Origin of the sequence: Leifsonia sp. 22587, assembly GCF_052044215.1 — a bacterium.
GTDB lineage: Bacteria > Actinomycetota > Actinomycetes > Actinomycetales > Microbacteriaceae > Leifsonia > Leifsonia shinshuensis_C.
In genome coordinates this window covers 425,922-449,031 of the sequence record NZ_JBQENB010000003.1, presented here as the reverse complement: position 1 = coordinate 449,031, position 23,110 = coordinate 425,922, and the positions used below count along the sequence as shown (strand labels likewise).

Here is a 23,110-nt window from a genome sequence, read left to right as displayed (position 1 = left end):
GGCCCGCCGGGCCACGTTCGCTGACGGATGCCCCTCCGTTACGGCAGGATGTGCCCGGCCGTCGTGAACAGGCGGTACCACTCCTGGCGGGTGAGCGGGATCTCCGACCCGGCCGCCGAGTCGCGCACGCGCTGCTCGTTGGTCGTGCCGAGCACGACCTGCATCCCGGCGGGGTGACGCGTGATCCACGCGACCGCGATCGCCGTGGGCGTCACGTCGTACTTCTCGGCCAGCTCGTCGATCGCGTCGTTGAGTTCCGCGTAGTTCTCCCGGTCGCCGAGGAAGACGCCGTCGAAGAACCCCTTCTGGAACGGCGACCACGCCTGCAGCACGATGTCGTGCAGCCGGGCGTAGTCCAGGATGCCGTTGTCGCGGTCGATCGACTGGTCCAGGGCGGCCATGTTGGCCGCGACGCCCTGCGCGATCAGCGGGGAGTGGGTGATGCTCAGCTGCACCTGGTTGGCGATCAGCGGCTGCGACAGGGAGCGCTGCAGCAGCTCGATCTGCCCGGGCGTCTGGTTGGAGACGCCGAACGCGCGCACCTTGCCCGCGCTCTGCAACTCGTCGAAGGCGAGGGCGACCTCGTCGGGCTCGACCAGGGTGTCCGGGCGGTGGAGCAGCAGGATGTCGAGGTAGTCGGTCCTCAGAGCCTCGAGCGACTCATCCACCGAGCGCAGGATGTGCTCGCGCGAGAAGTCGAAGAAGCCGTCGCGGATACCCACCTTGGACTGGATGACCACCTGGTCGCGCTCCGCGGCAGGGATCGCGCCGGCCTCGCCGAAGCGCCGCTCGCATCCGTGACGTTCGCCGCCGTAGATGTCCGCATGGTCGAACATCGTGATCCCGGAGTCGCGGGCAGTCCGCACCAGGGTACGGATCTGCTCGTCGTCGAGGTCGGAGATGCGCATGAGGCCGAGGACGATGTTGGACGCGGTGATGTCGGTCCGGGGGAAGGTGAAGGTCTTCATGCCTTCCATCTAACCCCTCGTCAACCCCCTGGCGGCGCGGAATTCCGCGCCTACTGTCGGTGATGCTAGAGAAGGAGCACTCCGATGACCATGACGCCCGACTTCCGTGTCGCTGTTGACGATTTCGCGCAGGAGACGGGCCTCCGCCGTCGGCCCCCGGCGATCTCGGGGTACATCGTGCATGCGCTGGGCCGCGACTTCCGGGTGACCGACGAGATGGCGCGCATCTTCCTCAACCAGGTGGAGCGCGTCGCGGCGACGGATTCGTCCGCCCTCGTCGTCCTGCGCCACGAGAAGGGCGTGGAGCTCCTCCTCGTCACCGACGACAACTCGTTCTCCATCCGCACGGCCTCGTAGGCTCGTCCCGTGGAGGACGGGACCGACGGACGCGCCACGGACGACCCTGTCGTCGCCGCCATCCGAGCCGTGCTGCGTGATGCCGTGAGCACCCTGCTCGCCTCCGATGCCCGGCGGGAAGCCCTCGCGGAGTACGTGCCGGCGCGGAACGCGCTGTTCATCCGTCGGGAGCCGGTGCTGCGCCGCATCGGGAGCGTCTGGCGGCTGGGCGTGTTCCTGGTCGACGCCGAGGGCGTCCTGCGGGCCACCGGGCTGCTCGTGCGGGCGACGCCGCCGGGGCGGCCGCAGTACCAGTCGCAGTCCGCCGAGGAACGGCGGGCGCTGCGGGCGGCCGCGCAGCGCGGGCGGTTCCGCAACGGCGAGACCGTCAACTTCGGTGCCGCGGTGATCGATCTCGACCCGGCTGCTCTCGCGGCGAGCGACGGGCCGCTGTTCGTCCGGGACGGACGCGCGCTCGTGCGCTGGAGCCCTGCAGCCGGTGACACCGGGGCTCGGGCCTTCGCGGACTACGTGGGCGAGCGGGTGGACCTGCTGGCCCACCCGCCCGAGGGTGCGTGACCCGACCGGCGAGTCAGACGGCGGGCGACGGCGACGCCGGGCCCGAGCCCGAGCCCGAGTCGGAGGCGGACGCGGAGCCGTTGCTGGACCCGTTCTTGCCGGTGACCTGGTCGATCTTGCTCGACGCCTTGTCGGTCACCTTGCTGACGGTCTCGCTGACCTTCTCCCCGACGTCGGATGCGGCACGCCCGGCGAAGTCCTTCACATCGCCTTTCACGTGCTGCACGGTGTCGGACTCCGCGAACCCGCGCCACTTGCGGCGAATGTCCTCGTACGCACCGCGCCCGGCGCGCGACCCGATGACGAACCCGACGGCGACTCCTGCGGCAAAGATGATGATCTTCATGGCGTGCACCGTACGCGCCGGGCGCGGACCGCGACAGGGGCTGGCGGAGACGCGCATCCCGGGCGAGGGGATACTGTGCGCATGAACTCGGGTGCGGTTCCAGGCGGCGCGGCGATCCTCGTGGAGGGCGCGAGCGACCGAGCTGCCGTCACGGCCGCGGCGCGCGTGCTCGGCGTGGAGCTGGAGGCTGTCGGCGTCTCCGTCGTGCCGATGGGCGGCGCCATGTCGGTCCGCCGCTTCGTCGCCGAGCTCGGGCCGGGTGGCGCCGGGATGCGCCTGCGCGGTCTGTGCGACGCGGGCGAGGTGCGCTTCTTCGAGCGAGCCGGGCTCCCTTCCGAGGCGGTGTTCGTCTGCCGCCCGGACCTCGAGGGCGAACTGCTCGGCGCCCTCGGTCACGCCCGGACGGAGGAGGCGCTCCGTGAGCAGGGCGATCTCGGCCTGTTCCGGACGTTCCAGCAGCAGCCCGCGCAGCGCGTCCGGACGGCGGACCAGCAGCTGCACCGGTTCCTCGGCACCACCTCCGGCCGCAAGGAGCAGTACGGGGAGGCGCTCACCACGGCGCTGACGCCGGCGGAGCTGCCTGCGCCGCTGCGCGATGTCGTACGGGCCGCCGTCGCGGACGCCGCCCTAGGCTGAGGGGATGCCGCAGACCGACCCCGCCCTGCTCGAACGCCTGGCCGAGCTGTTCGCCGCGCGCGACCGCGACGACATGGCCCCGACGGTTCAGGCCCTCCTCGCGGTGCTAACCGAGCATCCGGACGACCCGCACGTGCTCTACGAGGTCGGCGGCGCCTTCGACACGTCCGGCGAGGAGCAGACGGCTGCCGGATACTACGAGCGCGCCCTCGACGCGGGCCTCGGCGGCGATACGCTGCGCCGCTGCCTGCTGCAGTACGGCAGCACGCTGCGCAACCTCGGCCGGTTCGACGAGTCGCTCGCCGCCCTCGATCGCGCCGTCGAGCTGTTCCCCGACTCCGAGTCGGTCCGCGTCTGGCACGCCCTCTCGCTTCACGCCGCCGGCCGGAGCGACGCGGCCGTCGCGGAGCTGATGGAAGTCGCCGCCGACCGCATCCGTACCCCCGACCTTCTCCGCTACGAGGCCGCCATCCGCGGCAACGCCGAATACTTGCGGTCGCTGGACCGCGCCTGACGGCGGCGCTAAAGAGGGTTTTCAGTCCTTGGCGCGCCCGAGGTTCGCCATTGCTCGCCTGTAGGCGTCCAGGTCGGCACGGCGGCCGACAGCGACGGCCTCGATCGCGACGGCCGTGATCCTGTCGGGTGAGTAGCGGTAGACCAGTCGATAGCGAGGCTTTCCGACACCTTCTGGATCGAAATAGAGCTTGTAGCAATCGCTCAGATCGCCGGTGGCCACACGAGCATCGAGCCGCACGCCGCTCACTTCGCCGTCCCGGACGAGCACGAGCATGTTCAGCGCCATCTTCTTCGTGGCGAGGTCCGGTAACGCATCGACATCCTCTTGGAAGCCGGGCAGGGCTTTCAGTTGCAGGGTGCGCTGCACTAGCGGTAGTCGTCCGGATCGAGTCCGACCGCGGCCGCAACCTCAGACAGCGCAATGGATTCTCCGGCGGCTGCCCTCGCGCGAGCGAGGTGAGCGATCTCGAGGTCTTCGATGACGGGGAGAAGCTCCTCGTAGAGCTCGAACGGGATCATCACGCCTTCGGGACGGCGTTGTGCACCGAACACGACCGGCTCGGCAAGGGCCCCCTGCTCCCGGAAGCGCGCCAGCGCCTTCGTCAGCGCGACGCGAGCCTCGTTCGTCGGAAGCACCGGCGGGATGTGCGAGAGGACCATTGTCATAGATTACCGCCTTTCAGTACATAAACGTGTACATGTTTCAAACCAGCTTCGCGAGTGGATAACACTCACCAGGTATGACTCGCCTGACCCGGTTTCGTGACGAGAACGGCGCATCCCTCACGGGGCGAGCAGCGCCGCGATGACCAGCAGCGACGGGACGGCGAAGATCGTGGTCAGCAGCACCACGTCGCGGGCGACCGCCATGCCGCGCTCGTAGCGGGCGGCGAAGTTGTAGACGTTCTGCGCGGTCGGCAGAGCGGCGAGGGCGACCGCCGCGAAGAGCGACTGGCCCGACAGTCCGAAGCCGAAGCGCGCGACGGCGAAGGCCACGAGCGGCATCGCCGCCGACTTGAGCACGACGGCCGTGACGATGGATGCGCGACCCGCCCCGGCCTGGAGGGGCCGGGCGCCCACCAGCGACATCCCGAACGCCAAGAGGACGAGGGGCACCGCGGCGCCGCCCAGCAGCTCGAACGGCTTGAGCACCGCATCCGGCAGCTTCAGACCGCTGACGTCGACGAGGATGCCGAGCAGCGAGGCGATGATCATCGGGTTGCGCACGGGCTGCGTCAGGATGGACCGCACCGAGACCGCTCCGCGGCTGGTCGTGTCGAGGATGGTCAGGGCGATCGGGGCGAACACGATCAACTGCAGCAGGAGGACCGGCGCGACGAACGACGCGCTGCCGAGCACGTAGACCGCGACCGGCAGGCCGATGTTGTTCGCGTTGACGTAGCCCGCGCCCAGCGCGCCGATCGTCGTCTCCGGCGCGGGGGCCCGGAAGAAGGCGCGCGACAGGGCGACGAACAGTCCGGCCGACACGACCGCCGCGACGGCCGCCACGAGCAGCTGGGCCGAGAACACGACGTGCAGGTCGGCGCGGGCCAGCGTCACGAAGAGCAGGGCCGGGTTCGTCACGAAGAACGCGATCCGGTTGAGCACGAACGGGGCGGTCGGGCCGCCGATCCGCAATCGTCCGGCGACATATCCGACCAGGATCACGAACGCGATGATCCCGAACCCGGTCAGCACGCCGCCCATCGGACCAGCGTACGGGACGGGAGGGTGCGGCTAGCGGCGGCGGGGTTCCGGCCGGGCCACGCGCACGGCGAGCGCGACGAGGAGCAGGAGGGCGGCTGCCGCGAAGGCCGTGATGGCGACCGGGGCGGAGACCAGGGTGCCGGTGAGACGCGAGACGCCGATCCAGGCGAGGCCCCAGGCGGAGGCGATCGCGGGGGCGAAGCGTCCGCGGTCCCACACGGCGAGGGCGCAGCCGATGACCGCGAACAGGGCCAGCATCGCGATGGCCCACCCGTGCGGGTTGCCGCCGAACCCGTCGAAGCCGGCCTGCTGCAGCCACGAGGCGATGTTCGCCACGGTCGCGATCATCACCCAGCCCAGGTACAGGCCGACGACGCCGTCGAAGAGCACCGCGTCGGCCGTCGACTCGGCGGGGTGGCGGCGCAGGATGACGAACGCGACGATGAGGACGACCAGCAGCGCGACGATGGCCACCACCGACAGGGCGAGCTGGCCGGCCTGCACCGAGAGGATCCAGGCGGCGTTGAGGAGCAGCGAGCCGAGCACCCAGAACCCGGCGCGGCGCTGGCGGTCGCGGGCGGCCTGCGACGGGAGCGCCTGCCAGATCGCGTAGGCGACCAGGCCCGCGTAGATCACCGACCAGATCGCGAAGGCCGGCCCGGCCGGGGCGAGGAACGTGGCGTCCGCGCTGAGGGCTCCGCCGGCCACCTCGGGGATGGGCGTCCCGCCCGCGAACCCGGAACCGACGACGGCTCCGACCAGCGCAATCACGGCGCCGGCGATGACGAGGGACTGGCGGACGCGGTCGACCGGCATGGGCCGCGCGGCGGCGAGCGTGCTCATGCCCCGCACGGTAGACCTATCGCACGGCCGTCGCCAGCACCACCGTCGCCCCCACCTCGTCGTCCGCCTCGACGCTGGTCCGCAGCCCAGAGGCCGCGAACAGGGCCGCGGACGCCTCCGCCTGCTCCTCACCCGCCTCGATCAGCAGGGTGCCTCCTGGAGCGAGCCAGGACGACGCCTCCGCGGCGATCCGGCGGTGCAGGTCGAGGCCGTCCGGTCCACCGTCCAGCGCGACGCCCGGCTCGTAGTCGCGCGCCTCCGGCGGCATCAGCGGGATCGCGGCGGTCGGCACGTAGGGTGCGTTCACGGCCAGCACGTCCACGCGGCCACGGAGGGCGGCGGGGAGGGCATCGAACAGGTCCCCTTCGAAGACGCGGTCCGCCGCGAGGTTCTGCCGGGCGCACGCCACGGCGGCCGGGTCCACGTCCGACGCGAACACCTCCGCATCGGGGACGGAGGACGCGACGACGGCGCCGATCGCGCCCGCTCCGCAGCACAGGTCGAGGACGACGGCACGGCCCGACCGCTCCATTGCGTCGCGCGCAAGCCCGGCGGCCCTCCGCGCCAGCAGTTCGGTGCGGCGGCGGGGCACGAACACTCCGGGCCCGATGCGCAGCCGCAGGCCGCCGAACTCGACCCAGCCGAGCAGCGGTTCGAGCGGCTCGCCGGCGACCCGGCGGGAGACGAGGCGCTCCAGCTCGGCGGACGAACGAGCAGCTTCGGTGAGCAGCCGCGCCTCGTCCTCCGCGAAGACGCAGCCTGCCGCCCTCAGGCGCGCGACGATTCCAGCATCCGGTTCGGGCACGCCGTCATGCTAGCGGCGCGGAAGCCCGGGGCGCGGTCGCCCGGGGATCAGTACGGCTGCGCCGCCAGCAGCCGGGCCAGGTGCGCCGCGTTGTTCGCGACCGTCGCGTTCGTGCCCGCGACCGACTCCGGCGTCTCGTCCAGGTCCTTGTAGTCGACCGAGCCCATCGCCTCGCCGTTCCAATACGTGGCGCCCTGCGAGGGGATGCTGAAGCCGACGTCGTTGAGCCCCTGGAACAGGTCGGCGATGATCGCATGCGCACCGTCCTCGTTGCCGACGACGCCCACGATGGCGACCTTGCCCTCCACCAGGGGACGGCCGTCCTCGTCGGTCTCGGACAGCTCCGCATCCAGCCGCTCCAGCGCCCGCTGCGCGACCGACGAGAGGTGCCCCATCCACGTCGGCGTGACGATCAGCAGGATGTCCGAGGCGATCACCTGCTCGCGGATCTTCGGCCATTCGTCGCCCTCGCCCTCGTCCAGTTCGACGCCGGGCTTGATGTCGTAGTCGACGAGCCGGACGGCCGTGCCCGTCACGTCGTGGGTGGCCAGCTCGTCCAGCAACTGCCGGGCGAGGAGCTGGCTGCTGGACTCGTTCGGCGACGGCTTCAGCGTGCAGACGAGGGCGAGCGCGGTCAGGGGACGGTTCTCATCGGTCATGCCGCGGAGTGAACGCGCCCCCGGCGAAAACCGCAACCGGTTCCCCCGCGACCTTGACCTTATGCCCAGGTGACCGTATGGATGGGTGATGAAGCGCATCTACTATGCAAGCGGTTCGCTCCTGACGGGAGACGACATCGCCGACGTCCTGGTGCGCTTCGCTGCCGCACTGGCCCACAAGAATGACGCCGCGGAGGTTCACGCTCCGGTGGTCATCGAGGGCGGTGGGACGGGCGAGGCGCTCATGCTGCTCGGGCCCGCGTCACAGATCCTCGCCGAAGACGAGCCGTACTCCGGTCCCGAACTGCTCGACGAGCCGTTCGTCGCCGAGTTCGAGGACAAGATCGCCGCCCTGGGACCGCAGAAGGCCACCTACGTCGAACACGGGACCGACGACATGCCCGACCTCGACTACGACCTCCTCTGACCGCCGCGCGGGGCGGCGCGTTTCGCGAATACGCGAGTGCACCTGGCGCAACCCGATTCGCCGCGTACTATCGGGCGAGTAACCGACGACCGGGAGAGGGTAATGCAGGTGTTCCACGTCTACATCGACGACCTGAGGTTCACCTTCGTCGACCGCGCGCCGGTCGAGGAGCTGAAGAGCAGGGTCGTCGAAGCGAGCAGGAACGACGGCGACTTCGTCTCCATCACGCAGTCCAGTCGTCCGCCGAGCGAGATCTTCGTCACCAGCCAGACGAAGGTGCGCATCGAGACCGCGACCATCCCGCGCGACCCCGTCTCCACCGGCTCGGCCGCCGGCGAGGACGACGACGACGCGTTCTGGTTCGACTTCGACTCCCTGGCCTGAGGGCCCGCTGAGGCCCGCCAGGCCTTCGGCGGCGTAAGTCAACCGCTTCCGGCCACCACGACGGAGGGGGATGCTCGTCTCATGCCGACCTCCCTCTGGCTCGAGACCTCCCCGTCCATCCCCACCGACTCGTTCGAGTGGGACGGGCACTACGACACGATCGTCGTCGGCGCCGGCCTGACCGGCCTCGCCACGGCGCTGATGCTCTCGCGCTCCGGGATGCGGGTGCTCGTCCTGGAGGCGCGCACCGTCGGCGCGGTCACCACCGGCAACACGACCGGCAAGGTGAGCCTGTTGCAGGGCACGACGCTCTCCTCGATCCGCCGTCATTCCTCCGACGCGGTGCTCTGCGCCTACGTCGACGGCAACACGGCCGGCCAGGGGTGGCTGCTCGACTTCCTCGAGGAGCAGCGGGTGCCGTTCGAGATGCGCGACGCCGTCACGTACGCGACGACGCTGGACGGACTGGACAAGCTGGATGCGGAGCTCGCCGCAGCGCGCGTGGCCGGCCTGGACGCGGTCGAGGAGCGGAGCACGGAGCTGCCGTTCCCGGTCGAGGGGGTGCTCAAGCTGGGCGGTCAGGCCCAGGTGCATCCCCTCCGGGTGCTGGCCGCACTGGCCGCCGAGTTCCGCCGCCTGGGCGGGCGGATCGTCGAGGGCGAGCGCGTCACCGATGTGTCGGCGTCGAAGCCGGCGGTCGTCACGAGCACGTCGGGGACGTCGCGCGCGGACCAGGTGATCCTCGCGACGGGGACGCCCATCCTGGACCGCGGCCTGTACTTCGCGAAGGTCGAGCCGACGCGGTCGTACGTCACCGCCTACCGCGTGCCGGGCGACATCCCGCAGGGGATGTACCTCTCGGCCGACGCGCCGACGCGCTCGCTCCGCACGGCCGCGGCTGCGGACGGCTCGGAACTGCTCCTCGTCGGCGGCAACGGCCATCCCGCCGGGCGCGCCGACTCGCCGGCGGAGAAGCTCGCCGATCTGTCCGCGTGGGCGGAGCGCACGTTCCCGGGCGCCGAAAGGACGCACTGGTGGGCGGCGCAGGACTACCGGTCCGCCAACCGCGTCCCGTTCGTCGGCTGGCTCCCCCGCGGCCGCGGCCGCGTCTACCTCGCGACCGGGTACGACAAGTGGGGCATGACGAATGCGATCGCCTCGGCGCTCAGCCTCACCGCCGACCTGACCGGCGAGACGCTCGAATGGGCGCGGGTAATGCATCACCGCGTGACCCGGCCCGTCGACATCGCCTCGGGCGTCGCGATGAACGCGGGCGTCGGCAAGGCGGCCGTGACGGAATGGGCGGCCGCGCAGACCGCACCGGAGCTCGGCGACGAGCCGGTCGCCGAGGGCACGGGCGTGGTCGGCCGCCGGGGCCGCACGCCGGTCGCCGTCTCCACGGTCGAGGGGACCACCTGCGCCCTGACGGCGGTGTGCACGCACCTCGGCGGCGTGGTGCGCTGGAACGACGCGGAACTCTCGTGGGACTGCCCGCTCCACGGCTCGCGCTTCGCGCCGGACGGAACGGTGCTCGAGGGTCCGGCGACTCAGCCGCTGGGGACGGCCCCGGCCGCGCCCGCGGACGCCACGGCGGGCGACGGCGCCCCCGGTGGGGCGGCTCGTCAGGCCTAGTCAGCCTGCGCGGGCCGGGAGTAGGGTCGCGGCATGACGATCCCTGACGACGAGAGCACGCCGCGCCCCGCCGGATCCACCGGGCCCGGCGAGCCGACGACCCCGCCGCCCGCACCCGACGCTGCGCCGGCCGCGCCCGCCGCGACGCCCGCTGAGCCGGTCGAGCCGCCCGCGCCGGCCGGCCAGGGCTTCCCGGCCGCGCCCCCGCCGCCTCCCGCGTACCCGGGGGCAGCCGCGTCCGGCTACCCGGCCGGCGCTCCGCTCGCGGACCCGACCGCGCCGCCGCGCAACGTCAACATCGCCTTCTGGCTCTTCGTCGCCGGCGCCGTGCTCAGCGTCATCAGCGGGATCATCACGATCGTGGCGATCGGCTCGCAGCGCGCCGACTTCCTGGAGGCCGTGCGCGAATCCAACCGGAACGGCTCGGCCAACCCCGAGAGCGTCGCCGACGCCGTCATCGCCGGCGCCACCACCTGGGCGATCATCACCCTGATCTTCTGGGCCGTGGCGCTCGTCCTGTTCGCGTTCTTCATGCGCCGCGGCGCGAACTGGGCTCGGATCGTGCTGACCGTCCTCACCGTCCTGTCGCTGCTGAACATCATCAACGGCTACGGTGCCGGGTTCCTCCAGTTCGCGCTCGCCGTCGTCGGCGTCATTCTCATCTGGCTGCGCCCGTCGAACGAGTGGTTCGCGGCGGTCAAGGCGGCGAAGGCACCCCGCGCCTGACCCGTCGCCGCGCGCGTACACTCGCGGCATGGACGTTCGGGAGGTCGCCGGCGAGCTGTATGCCGCTGCCCCCGGCGACTTCATCGCGCGTCGCAACGCGGCCGCGGCGCAGGCCGACCGCCCCACCGCCAAGGAGATCAAGGCGCTGCGCAAGCCGTCGGCCTCGGCCGCGGCGGTGAACGCGCTGATGCGCGAGCATCCCGACCTGGTCGGCGACGTGCTCGACATCGGAGCACGGATGCGCGACGCCTTCGCCGCGCGCGACCGTGCCGAGATCCGCTCGCTCACCCAGGAGCGTCAGCGGATGCTGCAGCGCGCCACCGAGGGGCTGGGTCTCAGCCCGGCCGTCCAGCGCGAGGTGGAGGAGACCCTCCAGGCGGCGGTCATCGACCCGGCCGCGGCGGCTGCGGTGCGCAGCGGGATGCTCGTCCGCGCCCTCGAGTCGACCGGGCTGGAGCAGGTCGACGTGTCGGATGCGGTGGCCCTCCCCATCGAGATCGAGGACTTCCCGACGCCGTCACCGCGGTCGAAGCGGTCCGGTTCCGGACGGTCCGCGGCAGCCGGCGACGATCGGCAGGACGACGAAACGCCTGCCGAGCAGGAGGAGTCGGCCAGCGAGCGCCGCGAGCGGCAGCGCCGCGTCCGCGCCGCCGAGAAGGCGGTCGAGCGCGCCCGGGCGGACGCCGACGCGATCGACGACGAGCTCGACGAGACGGTGGACCGCCGGGGTGACCTCGAAGGGGAGCGCGAGCGGCTCCAGCGACGCCTGCAGCGCATCCTGGACGACCTCAACGAGGTGCGCGCGGCCGAGCGTGAGCTGCGCGGCCGGCTCTCGGAGGCGCAGCACGCTGTGCGGGATGCCGAGAAGGCGCTGCGAGACGCGCGCGACGACTGACCGGCAGGTGCCCTTTCGCGCAGGTCAGCCGACCCAGCGCGCGAGCAGCTCGTCCCAGTCGGCCTGGTAGCGGCCGAGCCCGAAGCGCTCGAGCGCCCACTCCCGCGCCCGCTCCCCGGTCTCCGCGCCGCGACCGGGGTCGTCGACGAACGCCCGCACCGCGTCGTGCAGCTCGGCCGGGTCGGTGGAGACGACGCCCACCCCCGGGACGACCGCGCGGCGCGCATCCGTCGCATCCAGCGCGACCACCGGGACGCCGGCCGTCATCGACTCCAGGAGGGACAGCCCGAGGGAGGTCCACCGGTTGGGGTGCACGTAGACGCGCCGGCGGCCCACCTCGGCGAACAGGCGCGGTGCCTCGATGTCGCCGGCCGCGACCACCCGGTCGGCCCCGACGCCCAGCGCCTGGGCGAGCCCGTCCACCTGCATCCCGAACACGTCGACCGGGGCGACCGCCGCGAACCCGCCGAGCAGGTCCGACCCGGTCACCCGCCACCGTCGCACCGGTTCGTTGATGACCGCCGCCGCCCGCGGGAGCTCGCCCGTGAAGAAGTTGCCGTAATCCACGACACCGTGCTCGATGACGGTCGTCCGGGTCGATCCCGTGTCCCAGAAGAGCGCGTTGAAGTGCGTGACGTGCGCGATCATCACGTCGTCGCGGTCGGCGAGCGGATGCCGCGAGTTCGGGACGCTGTCCTGCGGTGTGTTGTGCTCGACGAAGACCACCGGCACGTCGACGCCGGGTCTGCGGCCGGTGAGCCGCTCCACCAGGTCGAACTCCTCCAGCCGCTGCAGGATCACCGCGTCGAACGGGGTCGACGCGAGCTCCGCCTCGGGGACGTCGACCACGTTGGCCGGCCAGTCGCGAGCGCCGACTCCACCGCCGCCCTCCGCATCCAGCGGCAGCAGGTACGTGTGCCGGCCGCGGACGAAGGCGTCCATCCACCCGCCGTGGACCTGCCAGACCAGCAGCCGCAACGCGCGGCTCACAGCTGCGACCCGGGGCCGGGGTGGCCCCGGACCTCGAGCGGGCCGGTCTCCGGAGCGGGGCCGTCCTGGTCCTGGCCCGCCGGAACGCCGGCGTGGGTGTGCCCGGCGACCCCGTGCGCGGCGGTGTGGGGCTCCTTCTGCGCGCACAGCTTGCCGCAGTACGAGCAGATGTAGCCGTCACCGAGCCGCGCCTCGCCGTCCAGGCGGTACTCGAGCACCTCGTCGCCACCGATCAGGACGAACTCGACGAAGGCCGGTCGCTCCAGCGACGGGATGGGCACCTGCATCCGCGCGAACGGCCGCCGTTCGTCGTCCAACGGCACCCAGAGCTTGTCCGGCTCCGGTCCGAAGATCGAGCCGGCTTTGTCCACCCGCGCAGGCTGGTGGTCGTCACGGACGTGAAGGATGTGGCCCGCGCGGATCATGTCGCGGGGCAGGGCCTGATACGACTCCGGGATGCCGTAGGCGATGGTCCCGCGCCGCAGCCGGGCGAAACCCTCCTCGGTGTCGTCGCCCATCACGATGAACGGGGGCGCCTCCGGCCGCCGCAGCACGATGGCCGTCCCACCCGACGGGCTGTCGGAGATCAGCTGCAGCACGGCGCTCGCGGCGACGGTCGTCTCGGTTCCGGGCTCCACGTCGACCGCCTCAGGCATGCGCCACCGAGACGAGCTCCGCCTCCCGGCGCCCGAGCTCGGCGTCGAAGCGGGCGCCCCAGACCCGGTCCGCCTGCTCGATGAGGCACTCGGCCAGTCGGCCGACGACCTCGACATCGGCGATCAGGGCCTCGCCGTCCGGGCCGCGCCCGGCCACGGTGCCGCGCAGCAGCCAGGCGAAGCGGTCGGGCCGGGAGCCGTCCTGCGGGGCGTGACGCGGGGCCGGCAGACGGCTGATCTGGCGGGCGATCCACTCCACGCGCGGCAGCGTCCACCAGGGCTCGGCGTCGAGCGGATGCGCGCTGAGGCCGGGCAGCGGCAGGCCGCTCTCGGCATCCACCGACCCGTCCTCCAGGTCTGAGGCGTAACCGGCGGAGTAGCGGACGTACAGCCCCGGCGTCTCGGCGAGCAGCCGCTCGACCTCAGAGAGCTGATACAGCACGGGAACCTCCAACGGGGATGGCGTCGTTCGTGTCGGCGACGCGGTAACGGCACTCCATCCGGGTGCGCGAGACCAGTTCGTAGTCGTGCCACGACGGTCGATCGAGCGACGGGATGGGGATCCTGACATGAGCGGGCGCCTCGCCGTCCGCGTCCAGGGGGACGAAGACGATGACGTCCGTCGCCCCGAACACCGAGGCGGAGCAGGCGAAGCGCGCGGGGGCGTGGCTGTCTGAGGTGACCACCACCGCGGGGTCGGACTCCGCCGGGTACTCGTCGCGCGGCTGCTCCCGGTACGGCTCGCTGAGCCCGTGGACGCCCGTCCCTCGCCGCATACGGACGAAGAGGTCGCGTCCGCCGAACACGTCCAACCGGAGGGAGGAGGGGACCGGCCCCTCCGCCAGAACGGCGACGGGAGTCCGGGCTCGGCGCGGCAGCATCATAAGCACCGCACTCGCCGTCATATCGCCCATGCAAGCAAAGCTAAGGCGGACCCTCCGGAAAAGCAGGGGATTGACGAAGCGCTCGAACCGTGCCCCCCATTCAGGGCATGTGGTGGGCGATCTCGTCCTCGGCCATGATGACCATCCCGCCGGTGCGCTGCGACGTGTGCATCAGCGCTTCGAGCCACTGGGGGTTGATCGCCGGGGGACGGCTGCCGCTGAACTGGAACGCCAGCGGGACCTCGCGGCTGATCCAGAGCGAGACGCGCCCGGAGCCCTGCTCGACCGGCACATCCCAGTTCAGCAGGAAGCTCTCGTGACGCCGCAGCTTCGCGACGATCGCGAGCTTGACGTGGCTGAGTACGCGGTCATCGAGGTCGTACTCCTGTCCGGCGCCGTAGACGAGTTTTCCCATAACCTCATAGTGCCTTAAGGCGGCACCGAAATCCTTTCGTGTCAGGGGGATTGACACCGGTCCCAGACCGTGGTTAAACCGGTTCGACCCGCTGGCCGGTCGTGCGGAGGCGGTCGCGCAGCACCTCGACGTCGACGTCCTGGACGTCGTCCCCGCGCCCCGCGGCGAGCGCCGCCGCGACACCGGCGGCCTGCCCCAGCATCATGTACTGCGGCTCCATCCGGACCGAGGCGAACGCCACCGCCGACGCGGACAGGCAGACCGGTACCAGCAGGTTGACCGCATCCACCCGGCGCGGCACGAGCGACGCGTACGGGATGCCGTACAGCGGCACGGGCACCGAGAGGTAGCCCTCGGTGAAGACCGTGCCGATCGGCTCGGGATGCTCGTAGACCCACCGCCAGACCCGCTGAACCTCGCGGACGTCGATGTGGTACGACCCGAGGGCCACCGTGTCGGACGGGATCGCCCCCGCCAGGAGGTCGTGCTCGGTGAGCACACGCTCGCCCAGCATCCGCCGCGCCTCCCGCACGTACAGCTGGTGCGGGAGGTGCCCCGTGTCCGCGAACTCGCCGCGCGGCAGCCCCCAGCGCGCCAGCTCGCGGCGGATGCCCGCGGTCACGGCCGGGTCGTGCGAGAGGAAGTAGAGGAAGCCGCGCGTGTGCGACAGGTGGTGCAGGCGCAGCTCCTCCCGCCGCTCGGGGGAAGCGTCCGGGTACTCCCATGCCGAGCCGTCCAGCACGCTCAGCGACACCGGACCCAGCGAATTGCCGTCGGCCATCCCGCCCGGAAGGTTGGGCTCGAGGCCGAGCATCGCCCCCGCCGAGCGCTCGACGCCCTCGCGGCGATCGCGCGCGAACAGCCGTCGCCCGAGCTCCCAGTACTCCTCGTCGTAGTCGTCCGGCCGTTCGAACGGGATGCGGTCGGCCGCGGTCGTCAGGCAGACCCGGTATCCGTACGACATCACGCCGCCGTCGCCCTCACCGATGCCCGCGAGCAGGCGGTCGTGCAGTTGCGGCAGGATGCGGCCCTCGACCCGGCCCGTCGGGTCGCCGGCGAAGGGAGAGACCCAGGGAGGCATGTTGTGCATCCCGGGCAGCAGCTCCTGCCGTCCGGCGAACCGTTCGCCGTACAGCGAGCGGTCCTCACGACCCACCCGGTAGGGCACGCCCGCGGCCGCCAGCAGGTCGCCCTCGTAGCTCGCGTCGATGAACACTGCGCCCTCGACCCGGCCGGCGCCCGCGACCATGACTGCCCGGAGCTCGCGGCCGTCGCGGCCGTCGTGGCCGCGGTGTCCGTCGCGTCCGCCGCGTCGCTCCGCCGTCTCGACCCCGAGCAGGCGGGCGTCGAACTCCACATCGACCCCGGCGCGCTCGAGCCAGCGGCGGAAGATCCCCTCCGCCACGTGCGGCTCGGGGCCGGCGTAGCGTCCGGGCGCGGTTCCGTAGTGCTCGGCGATGTCCGCGCGCAGCCGTGCCGCCGCTCCGCCCAGCGCCCGCGCGTCGCCGACGTCGGTGTAGCCGAGGCCGCCCGACGTCATCCCGCCCAGGTGCCGCCCCGGCTCGAGCAGCAGGACGCGCGCGCCCGCCTCCCCCGCGGCGACCGCCGCGGCCACGCCCGCCGACGTGGCGCCGTACACGACGACGTCCGCGGAGCGGGTCATGCGCCCGCGCGCTCCGAGAACTGCGGCAGCAGGTCGCCGCCGGTCTCGAACAGCCCGCGCTCCAGGGCGGTGACCAGGTCCCACTGGCCGACGAGCGGATGCGCGAGCAGCGCCATCCGGACCAGGCGTCGGTCGCCCGTCACGGCGGCCCGAGCGGCCAGCCGCTCGTAGGCGCTGACGTGCTGGATGAGGCCGAGCAGCTCCGGCGCGACCGGCTCCTGCGGCAGCGGCGTCGCGCCCGACGCATCCACCCGGCACAGGGTCTCCACCACGTCGTCGTCGGCGAGCCCGGCGATCAGGCCGTCGTTGCGGACGTTCACGACGTGGTTGTCGCCCGTTCCCGCCACGAGCGAGGCGAGCAGCGCGGTCGCCGCCTCGCTGTAGAAGGCGCCGCCACGAGCCTCCAGCTGCGGCGGCTTGGTGTCGACGCGCGGGTCCGCGTACAGCTGCAGCAGTTCGCGCTCGACGTCGGCGACGACCGTCGCGCGGGGCGTGCCCGCCTTCATCTCCGCCACGGTCGCGTCGTGCGCGTAGTAGTACTTCAGGTAGTACGACGGCAGCACACCGAGGTCGCGGATCAGCTCGCCCGTTACGCCGCCGCGTCGGCCCAGCTCGTCGGAGCGCTCAGCGATCATGCGCGGGAGCACATCCTCGCCGTCCACGCGGATGTGGCGCACCCATGACAGGTGGTTCAGCCCGACCGGGTCGACCTCGACGCGGTGCGGCTCCACCCCGTGCTCTCGGGCGATCCAGCGCTGCACGCCGATCGCGAAGTTGCACAGCCCGATGGCGTTGTGACCGTCGTCGAGCAGCGCCCGGGTGTTGATGCCGACCGGGTTGGTGAAGTCGACGACCCACGCACCCGGGTTCGCTTTGTCGCGGGCCTCGCGCGCGATGTCCAGCACCACCGGGACGGTCCGCAGCGCCTTGGCGAGCCCGCCGGCGCCGGTGGTCTCCTGCCCGACGCAGTCGCACGCGAGCGGGAACAGCTCGTCCTGCAGGCGCGCGCGCTGCCCGCCGACCCGGAGCTGGATGAGCACCGCATCCGCCCCCTCGATCGCGGCGGTGCGATCGGTCGTCAGGCTCACCGGGACGTCGGCGCCCTGCCGCGCGAGCATCCGGCGCACCATGCCGCCCACGATCTCCAGCCGGGGACCGTCGACGTCCATGAGCCACAGCTCGTCGACCGTGAGGCGCTCGCGCTCTTTCCAGAGGCCGGAGACCAGCTCGGGCGTGTACGTGGAGCCGGCGCCGATGACGGTGACCTTCATCGGGGGTCCTTTCGTTCGGGGGGTTGGGTGGGGGTGATTGCCGGGAGGTCGGGAGTGTTCTCCGGGAGGTCGGGCGCGGCGGGGAGGTCGGGAGCGGCGAGGAGGTCGTTGGCGGCGAGCCGGTCGGGAGCGGGGCGCTCCGCAGCGGCGGCGCGCTCGGGAGCGAGCGGGCGGCCGGGGGCGGCCGGGAGGTCGGCGGCGCGGTCGCGTAGTGCGCGGACCAGGCCGTCGACCGGACGGAACGCGAGCGGCCGCGGGTCGAAGCCCAGCGCGCGCAACCCCTCGGACACTGCGGTGCGGAACCCCTCGTCCGCGAACAGGCCGCCGGCCAGCGCCGCCGGCGTACCCGGCGGGACGTGCACCTCCGCGCCCCACGCACCGCGCGTCACCACACCGGCGAGCAGTACGGCCTCGCGGGCGGCGCGACCCATGAGCTCCGTCGCGACGGGATCACCCTCCGCGGCAGCGCGTGCGACCGTCGTCGCCAGCGCGCCGACCTGCTTCATGCTGACGCGTCCGTCCCGGATGCTGCGGGCGAGGGACACCGTGTCGGGCACGCCCGTCTGCGCGAGGACCAGCGCCAGCAGCGCCGTCTCCGGCCCGCGGCCGTCCTCGGCGCGCGCGGCAGCACGTACCGCCTCGCGCCCCAGTTCGTCACCGCCGCCCCAGTCCCCGCTCACCCATCCGAGCGCCGGAACGGTCGCTACACCGAGCGGCCCGCGTGCGACCGCGTTCAGCCCGGCGCCGCACACGACGGCGAGCGCGTCGCCCGCCCCGCCGCCCGCTTCCAGTACGGCAACCGCGTCGCCGACGACCTCGATCTCGGCATTCGGGAAAAGCCCCGCCAGGGCCCAACCGTGCACCGTCTCATCGCCAGGGAAGTCCAGCCCCGCGATCGCCGCCGACACCCAGGCGACCCGCTCCGGCTGGATGCCCCGCTCGGCCACCACATCCCGCACCGCTGCGACGACCGCCTGCGGCCCGGACCCGCTGCCCCCGCCGATCGCGCGCATCCGCTCGACCAGCCCGTCAGCCCCATCCCGGACGCGCTCCAGCACGACGACCTCGGTCTTCGAGTTGCCGCCGTCGATCGCGACGGCCAGGGCCGGCTCATCGGCTCGGTTCGGGAAGGTGGTCAGCATCGGTCCTTTCGCCGCGCCCATCCTGCCGCAAATATGGGATCGTTTCCACCCTCGCTTTCTGGCGGCCTGCGCAGGCGGTGCGCCATTCGTGCCGAATGTCGCCTTCCCAGCCCGCCATCCCGACATTCGTGCCGAACGTGCTCCCGCCGCCGGCCATCCCGCACTAGCGGGGATATCCCCTGTGGAGGCCGCCACCTCAACATTCGTGCCGAATGCCGCCTCCCCAGCCCGCCATCCCGACATTCGTGCCGAATGTGCTCCCGCCTCCGCCGAAGATTTGTGCCAAATCGCGGGAAACGGGCCGCCATAACCACGATGTGTGCCAAATCTCGGGACGACCGCGCCTAACCGCGTCGCGGCGGGATTCGTGCCGAATGTCGCCTCCACAGTTCGCCACCCCGACATTCGTGCCGAATGTCCACTGCTCGGAGGCCCTGGCCAGACACGCGCAGAAGATTTGTGCCAAATCGCGGGAAGGGGCCCGCGATAACCACGATTTGTGCCAAATCTCGCGCGAGGCGGGGCGGACGCGCCGCTACAGCGCGCGGGGCGCCGCGGTGGAGCCGCGGGGCAGCACCTGCGCCTCGAGGACGATCGTCTGCGGTTCGGCCGCCGGGTCCTTGAGGCGACCGAGCAGGCGGTCGAGGGCCGTCTCGCCGAGGGCGACGGCGTCCTGCGCGACCGCGGTGATGCCGGGGCTCACCATGCTCATCCACTCGGAGTCGTCGAACGAGACGACACTGACGTCCTCGGGGATGCGCAGCCCCAGGTCGTTCGTTGCCCGCCACACGCCCTCCGCCAGCAGGTTGTTCGCGGCGAAGATGGCGGTCGGGTGGTCGCGGCGGGCGAGGATGTCGATGGCCGACTTGCGGGCGCCGTCGGCGTCCCATCCCGTCGAGATCACGAGTGACGGGTCCGCCGCGATCCCCGAGCCCTCGAGCGAGCTGCGGTAGCCGGCGGCGCGCTCCCCACCGGTTGTCCAGGTGGTCTCATCGATGAACAGCGCGATGCGGCGGTGGCCGAGGTCGATGAGGTGGTCGGTCATCCGCTTGGCGACGCCCGAGTTATCGATGATGACCGCGTCGCAGCGTCCCGCCGAGAACTGGCGGTCCGCCTCGATGACGGGGATGTGTTGCCGCATCAGGTAGTCGGACACGTCGCCGGAGAGCGGGGTGACGATCACGCCGGCGACGCGGGTGGCGACGAAGGCGCGTGCCGCATCCATCTCGGCCTCGGTGGATCCCTGATCGTCGACCAGCATCATCGTGTAGCCCTCGCGGCGTGCACGCGCGGCGATGCCGGCGGCGAGGTCCGCGTAGAAGGCGTTCCGCAGGTCGGAGATGAGCACGCCGATCGTGCGGCTGTCCTGCTTGCGCAGGCTGCGGGCCATCGCGTGCGGGACGTAGCCGAGGGACTCTGCGGCCGCCACCACGCGCTCGCGCACGCCCGCGGCGACGTAGCCTTCGCCGCTCAGAGCACGGGATGTGGTGGACTGCGACACCCCCGCCGCCAGCGCGACATCCTTCAGCGTCGCGCGGCGCGGAGCCCCCTCCGCGTCGTTCTCGATCATGGGCACCCTTCTCGCGCGGGACTGTCGCGCGCCGGAGCGCCGGGACGCCCGGCGAAATCCACCATAACGGTCACCGCGCGACCGCGCCTCCCGGGTCCCGCTCGCGTCGTCACAGCGCCCCCTCCCGCGCGGCGCCGCGACGCCGGACACCGCCTCACCGCGTCCCCCGCGTGCCGGGCGCCGGGATGCGAGACCGGACCGCGCCACGCCCCGCACCGCGAGGCGACACCAGCGGCAGTGCGTCCCGCCTCCGCGTCGCCGCACGGCACCGCGCATCCCCCTGACTCCGCCGCCGCACCGGTGTACCGTTCGCGTCACACAGAGCAGTTCCCCCGTCGGCGTCGCCCACACAGCCGGGACGGGTCCGCCGCGCAGGTCGGCTCAACCCGGGAATGGCCCGGGTTCGGTTGCAGGCCCGGGCGCGAGGACTTATAGTCGCAGCTATGTGGTAACGATGCCACACCGCGCCGATGGAGGCGGGGGACGGATCGAAAGGGTGGCGATGAGGATCACCGAGCTCGATGACGCGACGCAGGGAGGCCGCTGATGGCCGTCCTGACCGACGCATCGCGCAGCAAGACCCGAACGGGTGACCGCAAGCCGGAGAAGAAGACGCGGGCGAAGAAGTACAACAAGCGCGAGGCCATCGCGGGTTACCTCTTCATCAGCCCCTGGATCATCGGCTTCCTGGTGTTCACCCTGGGCGCGATGCTGTACAGCCTCTTCATCTCGTTCAGCAACTACAACCTGGCGACCAACAGCGCGAGCCCCGCCGGGTTCGACAACTACTCTGAGCTGTTCAACGACCCCAAGGTCGCCCTGTCGCTCGGCAACACGCTGTTCTACGCCGTGATGGCGGTGCCGCTCGAGATCATCTTCGCGCTGCTGCTCGCTCTCCTGCTCAACTGGGTGGGACGAGGAGCCGGCGTGTTCCGCACCATCTACTACCTGCCGAAGATGACGCCGGCGGTGGCGACCGCATCCATCTTCCTGCTGCTGCTCAACGGCAACACCGGCGCGATCAACCGCTTCCTCGCGCTGTTCGGCATCGAGGGCCCGCAGTGGCTGATCGACCCGAACTGGGTGAAGCCGTCCATCGTCCTGATGACCCTGTGGGGCGTCAGCGGCACGATGGTGATCTTCCTGGCAGCGCTCAAGAACGTCCCGCAGGACCTCTACGAAGCCGCATCCCTCGACGGCGCCGGCCCCATCCGGAAGTTCTTCACCATCACCATCCCGATGATCTCCCCGGCGATCTTCTTCAACGTGGTGGTGCTGACGATCGCGGCGCTACAGGTGTTCGACCAGGCGTATCTGCTGTTCTGGCGAGATCAGACGAACGCCTCGCCGGACTCGTCGCTGTTCTACGGCGTCTATCTGTTCCAGCAGGCGTTCCGGCAGTTCAACTTCGGCTTCGCCGCCGCCATGGCCTGGCTGCTGTTCGTGATCATCCTCCTCATCACCCTGGTGCAGGTGAAGGTCAGCAACCGGCTCGTCTACTACGAAGGAGACAAGTGATGTCGTCCACGACGCAGTCCACTGCCGCCGCGGCCCTCGCCCCGCTCGCCTCCGAACTGGAGGCCGCCCAGCTGGAGAGCAAGGGCACGCCGACCGGCCGCGGCCCCGGGGAGAAGCCCGTCGGCAACCGCTGGTACAAGCCCAAGTCGATCATCGGCAAGACCGTGCTGTGGATCATCGCGCTCGGCTTCACGCTGCTGTTCCTGTACCCGTTCGCCTGGTTGCTCGCGGCGAGCCTCAAGCCGCGGCAGGAGGTCTTCGACAACTCGCTGTGGCCGAAGACGTTCACCCCGCAGAACTACGTCGAGGTGTGGAACCAGCTGCCCCTCCTCTCGTGGATCGGCAACAGCGTCGTCATCGCGGTCCTCGCCGCCGGCCTGGTCGCGATCTCGAGCTCGATCGTGGCGTTCGGCTTCGCGTACTTCAAGTTCCCCGGCCGGACGCTGCTGTTCGGCCTGGTGCTCGCGACGATGATGCTGCCGGGCGCGGTGACGATGGTGCCGCAGTACCTGATCTGGAAGAACCTGGGCCTGGTCGGCACGTGGATCCCCCTGTTCGGGATGAACCTGTTCGGCTCGGCGTTCTACATCTTCCTGCAGCGGCAGTTCTTCATGGGGCTACCGCGTGAACTGTTCGAGGCCGCGCGCCTCGACGGCGCCAGCTACTGGAAGCTGTTCACCCGCATCGCGATGCCGCTCAGCATCCCCTCGTTCATCATCATCTTCCTGTTCGAGTTCCAGGCCAGCTGGAACAACCTGCAGGCGGCTCTGATCTACCTGAACGCGGGAGGCGTCGAAGGCTTCACGGTCCCGCTCGGCATCTCGTACGCGATGACGACGTTCAGCCCCACCAACGGCGGACACGGCGACTACCAGTACGTCATGGTGGCCGCGCTGATTGTGACGCTGCCCATGCTGCTCCTGTTCGGTTTCGGCCAGCGCTACTTCATCGAAGGTGTGGCCACGCAGGGCCGCAAGGGCTGATCCCGATCCCGGATGCCGGGCGCGGTCGGACATATGGTCCGCCGCGCCCGGTGTTGTTTTGAGGGGGCGCGCGATGCCGGGCAACGGTGCGCGCGGCGGCTGGGCGCGGGTGTGATTGGATGCGCGGAGCACGCGGTCGAGCTGCGGTGGATGCGCGCAGCGCGGAGGTGGCCACGGACGCCCGCGTGCGGTGGCCATGGCGGGTCCGCGCGAGGTGCACCTCATTGCAGCAGACACGCCGACGAGTCCACAACAAGGTGCTTGTCGGCGATGGGATGCGCCGCGTGCACCCCGCGCCTGGCGCGCCCGACAGCCGCTCGAGTCGTGAGTAGGTGCGCGAATCGCGCGCGAGTGGCAGCATCCACTCACCACTCGACGGCGCTGGCCGCCGCTGCAGCCGGTGAGGTGCACGTAGTTGTGGTCGACACGCCGCCCGGGGCCACAACAAGGTGCACCTCAGCGAAAGGTATGCGCCGAATGCGCGCACCCCGGCCCGGGGTTCAGACGGGCGCACGAGTCGTGAGTAGATGCGCGAAGCGCACGCGAGTGGCAGCATCCA

General features: G+C 71.4%; 28 protein-coding genes. 11 read left to right on the top strand and 17 right to left on the bottom strand.

The features are described from left to right. Positions 1-38: 38 nt before the first annotated feature. On the bottom strand, positions 39-968 hold the full coding sequence (locus ACTJI1_RS14360; protein WP_310132326.1) for an aldo/keto reductase: 930 nt from the start codon (positions 966-968) through the stop codon (positions 39-41). An 84-nt stretch (positions 969-1,052) separates the two neighbouring features. Here ACTJI1_RS14360 and ACTJI1_RS14355 point away from each other — a divergent pair, with 84 nt between their 5' ends. Further along, complete coding sequence (locus ACTJI1_RS14355) at positions 1,053-1,325, top strand: TetR family transcriptional regulator (protein ID WP_310132332.1); 273 nt, start codon at positions 1,053-1,055, stop codon at positions 1,323-1,325. Between the two features lie 9 nt (positions 1,326-1,334). After that, positions 1,335-1,883, top strand: coding sequence for a hypothetical protein (locus tag ACTJI1_RS14350; protein WP_440743161.1), 549 nt, complete (start codon positions 1,335-1,337; stop codon positions 1,881-1,883). 13 nt (positions 1,884-1,896) lie between these two features. On the opposite strand, the gene ACTJI1_RS14345 is transcribed toward ACTJI1_RS14350, so the two are convergent. Next, positions 1,897-2,229 (bottom strand): hypothetical protein, encoded by a 333-nt coding sequence (locus ACTJI1_RS14345; RefSeq protein WP_440743160.1) that lies wholly within the window; start codon positions 2,227-2,229, stop codon positions 1,897-1,899. 81 nt (positions 2,230-2,310) lie between these two features. On the opposite strand from ACTJI1_RS14345, the gene ACTJI1_RS14340 reads away from it, so the two are divergent. Next, positions 2,311-2,865, top strand: coding sequence for a TOPRIM nucleotidyl transferase/hydrolase domain-containing protein (locus ACTJI1_RS14340; RefSeq protein WP_440743159.1), 555 nt, complete (start codon positions 2,311-2,313; stop codon positions 2,863-2,865). A gap of 4 nt (positions 2,866-2,869) precedes the next feature. Then, complete coding sequence (locus tag ACTJI1_RS14335) at positions 2,870-3,379, top strand: tetratricopeptide repeat protein (RefSeq protein WP_440743158.1); 510 nt, start codon at positions 2,870-2,872, stop codon at positions 3,377-3,379. A gap of 21 nt (positions 3,380-3,400) precedes the next feature. Here the strand turns inward: ACTJI1_RS14335 and ACTJI1_RS14330 are convergent, their stop codons facing one another. The 6 genes from ACTJI1_RS14330 to ACTJI1_RS14305 all read right to left on the bottom strand — a co-directional run bounded on the left by ACTJI1_RS14330 (position 3,401) and on the right by ACTJI1_RS14305 (position 7,395). Further along, positions 3,401-3,748: a hypothetical protein gene (locus ACTJI1_RS14330; RefSeq protein ID WP_440743157.1), complete on the bottom strand. Its 348-nt coding sequence runs from the start codon at positions 3,746-3,748 to the stop codon at positions 3,401-3,403. Then, positions 3,748-4,047: a hypothetical protein gene (locus ACTJI1_RS14325; RefSeq protein ID WP_440743156.1), complete on the bottom strand. Its 300-nt coding sequence runs from the start codon at positions 4,045-4,047 to the stop codon at positions 3,748-3,750. Before ACTJI1_RS14325 ends, ACTJI1_RS14330 begins: the two co-directional genes overlap by 1 nt. Positions 4,048-4,164: 117 nt before the next feature. Beyond that, positions 4,165-5,088 (bottom strand): AEC family transporter, encoded by a 924-nt coding sequence (locus tag ACTJI1_RS14320; protein ID WP_440743155.1) that lies wholly within the window; start codon positions 5,086-5,088, stop codon positions 4,165-4,167. A gap of 30 nt (positions 5,089-5,118) precedes the next feature. Next, a complete protein-coding gene (locus ACTJI1_RS14315; protein ID WP_440743154.1) occupies positions 5,119-5,931 on the bottom strand; it encodes a TspO/MBR family protein in 813 nt (270 codons plus the stop codon). Between the two features lie 16 nt (positions 5,932-5,947). Beyond that, positions 5,948-6,736: a putative protein N(5)-glutamine methyltransferase gene (locus ACTJI1_RS14310; protein WP_440743153.1), complete on the bottom strand. Its 789-nt coding sequence runs from the start codon at positions 6,734-6,736 to the stop codon at positions 5,948-5,950. A gap of 47 nt (positions 6,737-6,783) precedes the next feature. Beyond that, positions 6,784-7,395: a flavodoxin family protein gene (locus ACTJI1_RS14305; protein WP_310132351.1), complete on the bottom strand. Its 612-nt coding sequence runs from the start codon at positions 7,393-7,395 to the stop codon at positions 6,784-6,786. Between the two features lie 88 nt (positions 7,396-7,483). On the opposite strand from ACTJI1_RS14305, the gene ACTJI1_RS14300 reads away from it, so the two are divergent. From ACTJI1_RS14300 to ACTJI1_RS14280, 5 genes are all read left to right on the top strand, one after another. Continuing rightward, positions 7,484-7,822 carry a hypothetical protein gene (locus tag ACTJI1_RS14300; RefSeq protein WP_440743152.1) on the top strand — a complete coding sequence of 113 codons (339 nt, stop codon included), beginning with the start codon at positions 7,484-7,486 and terminating at the stop codon, positions 7,820-7,822. Positions 7,823-7,924: 102 nt separating this feature from the next. After that, the gene (locus tag ACTJI1_RS14295) at positions 7,925-8,206 is read left to right on the top strand and encodes a hypothetical protein (RefSeq protein ID WP_310132356.1); all 282 of its coding nucleotides are present in this window, start codon (positions 7,925-7,927) and stop codon (positions 8,204-8,206) included. An 81-nt stretch (positions 8,207-8,287) separates the two neighbouring features. Further along, positions 8,288-9,838 (top strand): FAD-dependent oxidoreductase, encoded by a 1,551-nt coding sequence (locus ACTJI1_RS14290; RefSeq protein WP_440743151.1) that lies wholly within the window; start codon positions 8,288-8,290, stop codon positions 9,836-9,838. A 33-nt stretch (positions 9,839-9,871) separates the two neighbouring features. Then, entirely contained in the window at positions 9,872-10,564 is a 693-nt protein-coding gene (locus ACTJI1_RS14285; RefSeq protein WP_440743150.1) for a hypothetical protein, read from the top strand. A 28-nt stretch (positions 10,565-10,592) separates the two neighbouring features. Next, complete coding sequence (locus ACTJI1_RS14280; protein WP_440743149.1) at positions 10,593-11,459, top strand: hypothetical protein; 867 nt, start codon at positions 10,593-10,595, stop codon at positions 11,457-11,459. Positions 11,460-11,483: 24 nt separating this feature from the next. Here ACTJI1_RS14280 and ACTJI1_RS14275 read toward each other — a convergent pair whose 3' ends face one another. From ACTJI1_RS14275 to ACTJI1_RS14235, 9 genes are all read right to left on the bottom strand, one after another. Continuing rightward, a complete protein-coding gene (locus tag ACTJI1_RS14275; protein WP_440743148.1) occupies positions 11,484-12,449 on the bottom strand; it encodes a glycosyltransferase in 966 nt (321 codons plus the stop codon). Beyond that, positions 12,446-13,105, bottom strand: coding sequence for a hypothetical protein (locus tag ACTJI1_RS14270; protein ID WP_310132363.1), 660 nt, complete (start codon positions 13,103-13,105; stop codon positions 12,446-12,448). The genes ACTJI1_RS14275 and ACTJI1_RS14270 overlap by 4 nt, the downstream gene beginning before the upstream one ends. Next, on the bottom strand, positions 13,098-13,547 hold the full coding sequence (locus ACTJI1_RS14265) for a DUF6098 family protein (RefSeq protein WP_440743147.1): 450 nt from the start codon (positions 13,545-13,547) through the stop codon (positions 13,098-13,100). Before ACTJI1_RS14265 ends, ACTJI1_RS14270 begins: the two co-directional genes overlap by 8 nt. Next, positions 13,528-14,019: a hypothetical protein gene (locus ACTJI1_RS14260; protein WP_310132366.1), complete on the bottom strand. Its 492-nt coding sequence runs from the start codon at positions 14,017-14,019 to the stop codon at positions 13,528-13,530. The genes ACTJI1_RS14265 and ACTJI1_RS14260 overlap by 20 nt, the downstream gene beginning before the upstream one ends. A 70-nt stretch (positions 14,020-14,089) precedes the next feature. Then, the gene (locus ACTJI1_RS14255; protein WP_310132367.1) at positions 14,090-14,404 is read right to left on the bottom strand and encodes a DUF7882 family protein; all 315 of its coding nucleotides are present in this window, start codon (positions 14,402-14,404) and stop codon (positions 14,090-14,092) included. A 73-nt stretch (positions 14,405-14,477) separates the two neighbouring features. Next, complete coding sequence (locus ACTJI1_RS14250) at positions 14,478-16,067, bottom strand: FAD-dependent oxidoreductase (RefSeq protein ID WP_440743146.1); 1,590 nt, start codon at positions 16,065-16,067, stop codon at positions 14,478-14,480. After that, on the bottom strand, positions 16,064-17,338 hold the full coding sequence (locus tag ACTJI1_RS14245; protein WP_440743145.1) for a 6-phospho-beta-glucosidase: 1,275 nt from the start codon (positions 17,336-17,338) through the stop codon (positions 16,064-16,066). The genes ACTJI1_RS14250 and ACTJI1_RS14245 overlap by 4 nt, the downstream gene beginning before the upstream one ends. After that, positions 17,335-18,480: a BadF/BadG/BcrA/BcrD ATPase family protein gene (locus ACTJI1_RS14240; RefSeq protein WP_440743144.1), complete on the bottom strand. Its 1,146-nt coding sequence runs from the start codon at positions 18,478-18,480 to the stop codon at positions 17,335-17,337. The genes ACTJI1_RS14245 and ACTJI1_RS14240 overlap by 4 nt, the downstream gene beginning before the upstream one ends. A 535-nt stretch (positions 18,481-19,015) precedes the next feature. Then, complete coding sequence (locus ACTJI1_RS14235; protein WP_310132375.1) at positions 19,016-20,050, bottom strand: LacI family DNA-binding transcriptional regulator; 1,035 nt, start codon at positions 20,048-20,050, stop codon at positions 19,016-19,018. A 546-nt stretch (positions 20,051-20,596) separates the two neighbouring features. Between ACTJI1_RS14235 and ACTJI1_RS14230 the strand changes: the two genes are divergently transcribed. Both ACTJI1_RS14230 and ACTJI1_RS14225 read left to right on the top strand, forming a co-directional pair. Continuing rightward, complete coding sequence (locus tag ACTJI1_RS14230) at positions 20,597-21,568, top strand: carbohydrate ABC transporter permease (protein ID WP_440743143.1); 972 nt, start codon at positions 20,597-20,599, stop codon at positions 21,566-21,568. Next, positions 21,568-22,551 (top strand): carbohydrate ABC transporter permease, encoded by a 984-nt coding sequence (locus tag ACTJI1_RS14225; protein WP_310132378.1) that lies wholly within the window; start codon positions 21,568-21,570, stop codon positions 22,549-22,551. The genes ACTJI1_RS14230 and ACTJI1_RS14225 overlap by 1 nt, the downstream gene beginning before the upstream one ends. Positions 22,552-23,110 lie beyond the last annotated feature (559 nt).

Coding starts and splice junctions, on each gene's coding strand:
- ACTJI1_RS14260 (WP_310132366.1), bottom strand. CDS start 14,019: ATGGGCGATATGACGGCGAGTGCGGTGCTTATGATGCTGCCGCGCCGA.
- ACTJI1_RS14225 (WP_310132378.1), top strand. CDS start 21,568: ATGTCGTCCACGACGCAGTCCACTGCCGCCGCGGCCCTCGCCCCGCTC.
- ACTJI1_RS14335 (WP_440743158.1), top strand. CDS start 2,870: ATGCCGCAGACCGACCCCGCCCTGCTCGAACGCCTGGCCGAGCTGTTC.
- ACTJI1_RS14250 (WP_440743146.1), bottom strand. CDS start 16,067: ATGACCCGCTCCGCGGACGTCGTCGTGTACGGCGCCACGTCGGCGGGC.
- ACTJI1_RS14355 (WP_310132332.1), top strand. CDS start 1,053: ATGACCATGACGCCCGACTTCCGTGTCGCTGTTGACGATTTCGCGCAG.
- ACTJI1_RS14270 (WP_310132363.1), bottom strand. CDS start 13,105: ATGCCTGAGGCGGTCGACGTGGAGCCCGGAACCGAGACGACCGTCGCC.
- ACTJI1_RS14245 (WP_440743145.1), bottom strand. CDS start 17,338: ATGAAGGTCACCGTCATCGGCGCCGGCTCCACGTACACGCCCGAGCTG.
- ACTJI1_RS14240 (WP_440743144.1), bottom strand. CDS start 18,480: ATGCTGACCACCTTCCCGAACCGAGCCGATGAGCCGGCCCTGGCCGTC.
- ACTJI1_RS14285 (WP_440743150.1), top strand. CDS start 9,872: ATGACGATCCCTGACGACGAGAGCACGCCGCGCCCCGCCGGATCCACC.
- ACTJI1_RS14255 (WP_310132367.1), bottom strand. CDS start 14,404: ATGGGAAAACTCGTCTACGGCGCCGGACAGGAGTACGACCTCGATGAC.
- ACTJI1_RS14315 (WP_440743154.1), bottom strand. CDS start 5,931: ATGAGCACGCTCGCCGCCGCGCGGCCCATGCCGGTCGACCGCGTCCGC.
- ACTJI1_RS14345 (WP_440743160.1), bottom strand. CDS start 2,229: ATGAAGATCATCATCTTTGCCGCAGGAGTCGCCGTCGGGTTCGTCATC.
- ACTJI1_RS14340 (WP_440743159.1), top strand. CDS start 2,311: ATGAACTCGGGTGCGGTTCCAGGCGGCGCGGCGATCCTCGTGGAGGGC.
- ACTJI1_RS14290 (WP_440743151.1), top strand. CDS start 8,288: ATGCCGACCTCCCTCTGGCTCGAGACCTCCCCGTCCATCCCCACCGAC.
- ACTJI1_RS14295 (WP_310132356.1), top strand. CDS start 7,925: ATGCAGGTGTTCCACGTCTACATCGACGACCTGAGGTTCACCTTCGTC.
- ACTJI1_RS14230 (WP_440743143.1), top strand. CDS start 20,597: ATGGCCGTCCTGACCGACGCATCGCGCAGCAAGACCCGAACGGGTGAC.
- ACTJI1_RS14235 (WP_310132375.1), bottom strand. CDS start 20,050: ATGATCGAGAACGACGCGGAGGGGGCTCCGCGCCGCGCGACGCTGAAG.
- ACTJI1_RS14320 (WP_440743155.1), bottom strand. CDS start 5,088: ATGGGCGGCGTGCTGACCGGGTTCGGGATCATCGCGTTCGTGATCCTG.
- ACTJI1_RS14280 (WP_440743149.1), top strand. CDS start 10,593: ATGGACGTTCGGGAGGTCGCCGGCGAGCTGTATGCCGCTGCCCCCGGC.
- ACTJI1_RS14360 (WP_310132326.1), bottom strand. CDS start 968: ATGAAGACCTTCACCTTCCCCCGGACCGACATCACCGCGTCCAACATC.
- ACTJI1_RS14305 (WP_310132351.1), bottom strand. CDS start 7,395: ATGACCGATGAGAACCGTCCCCTGACCGCGCTCGCCCTCGTCTGCACG.
- ACTJI1_RS14325 (WP_440743156.1), bottom strand. CDS start 4,047: ATGACAATGGTCCTCTCGCACATCCCGCCGGTGCTTCCGACGAACGAG.
- ACTJI1_RS14300 (WP_440743152.1), top strand. CDS start 7,484: ATGAAGCGCATCTACTATGCAAGCGGTTCGCTCCTGACGGGAGACGAC.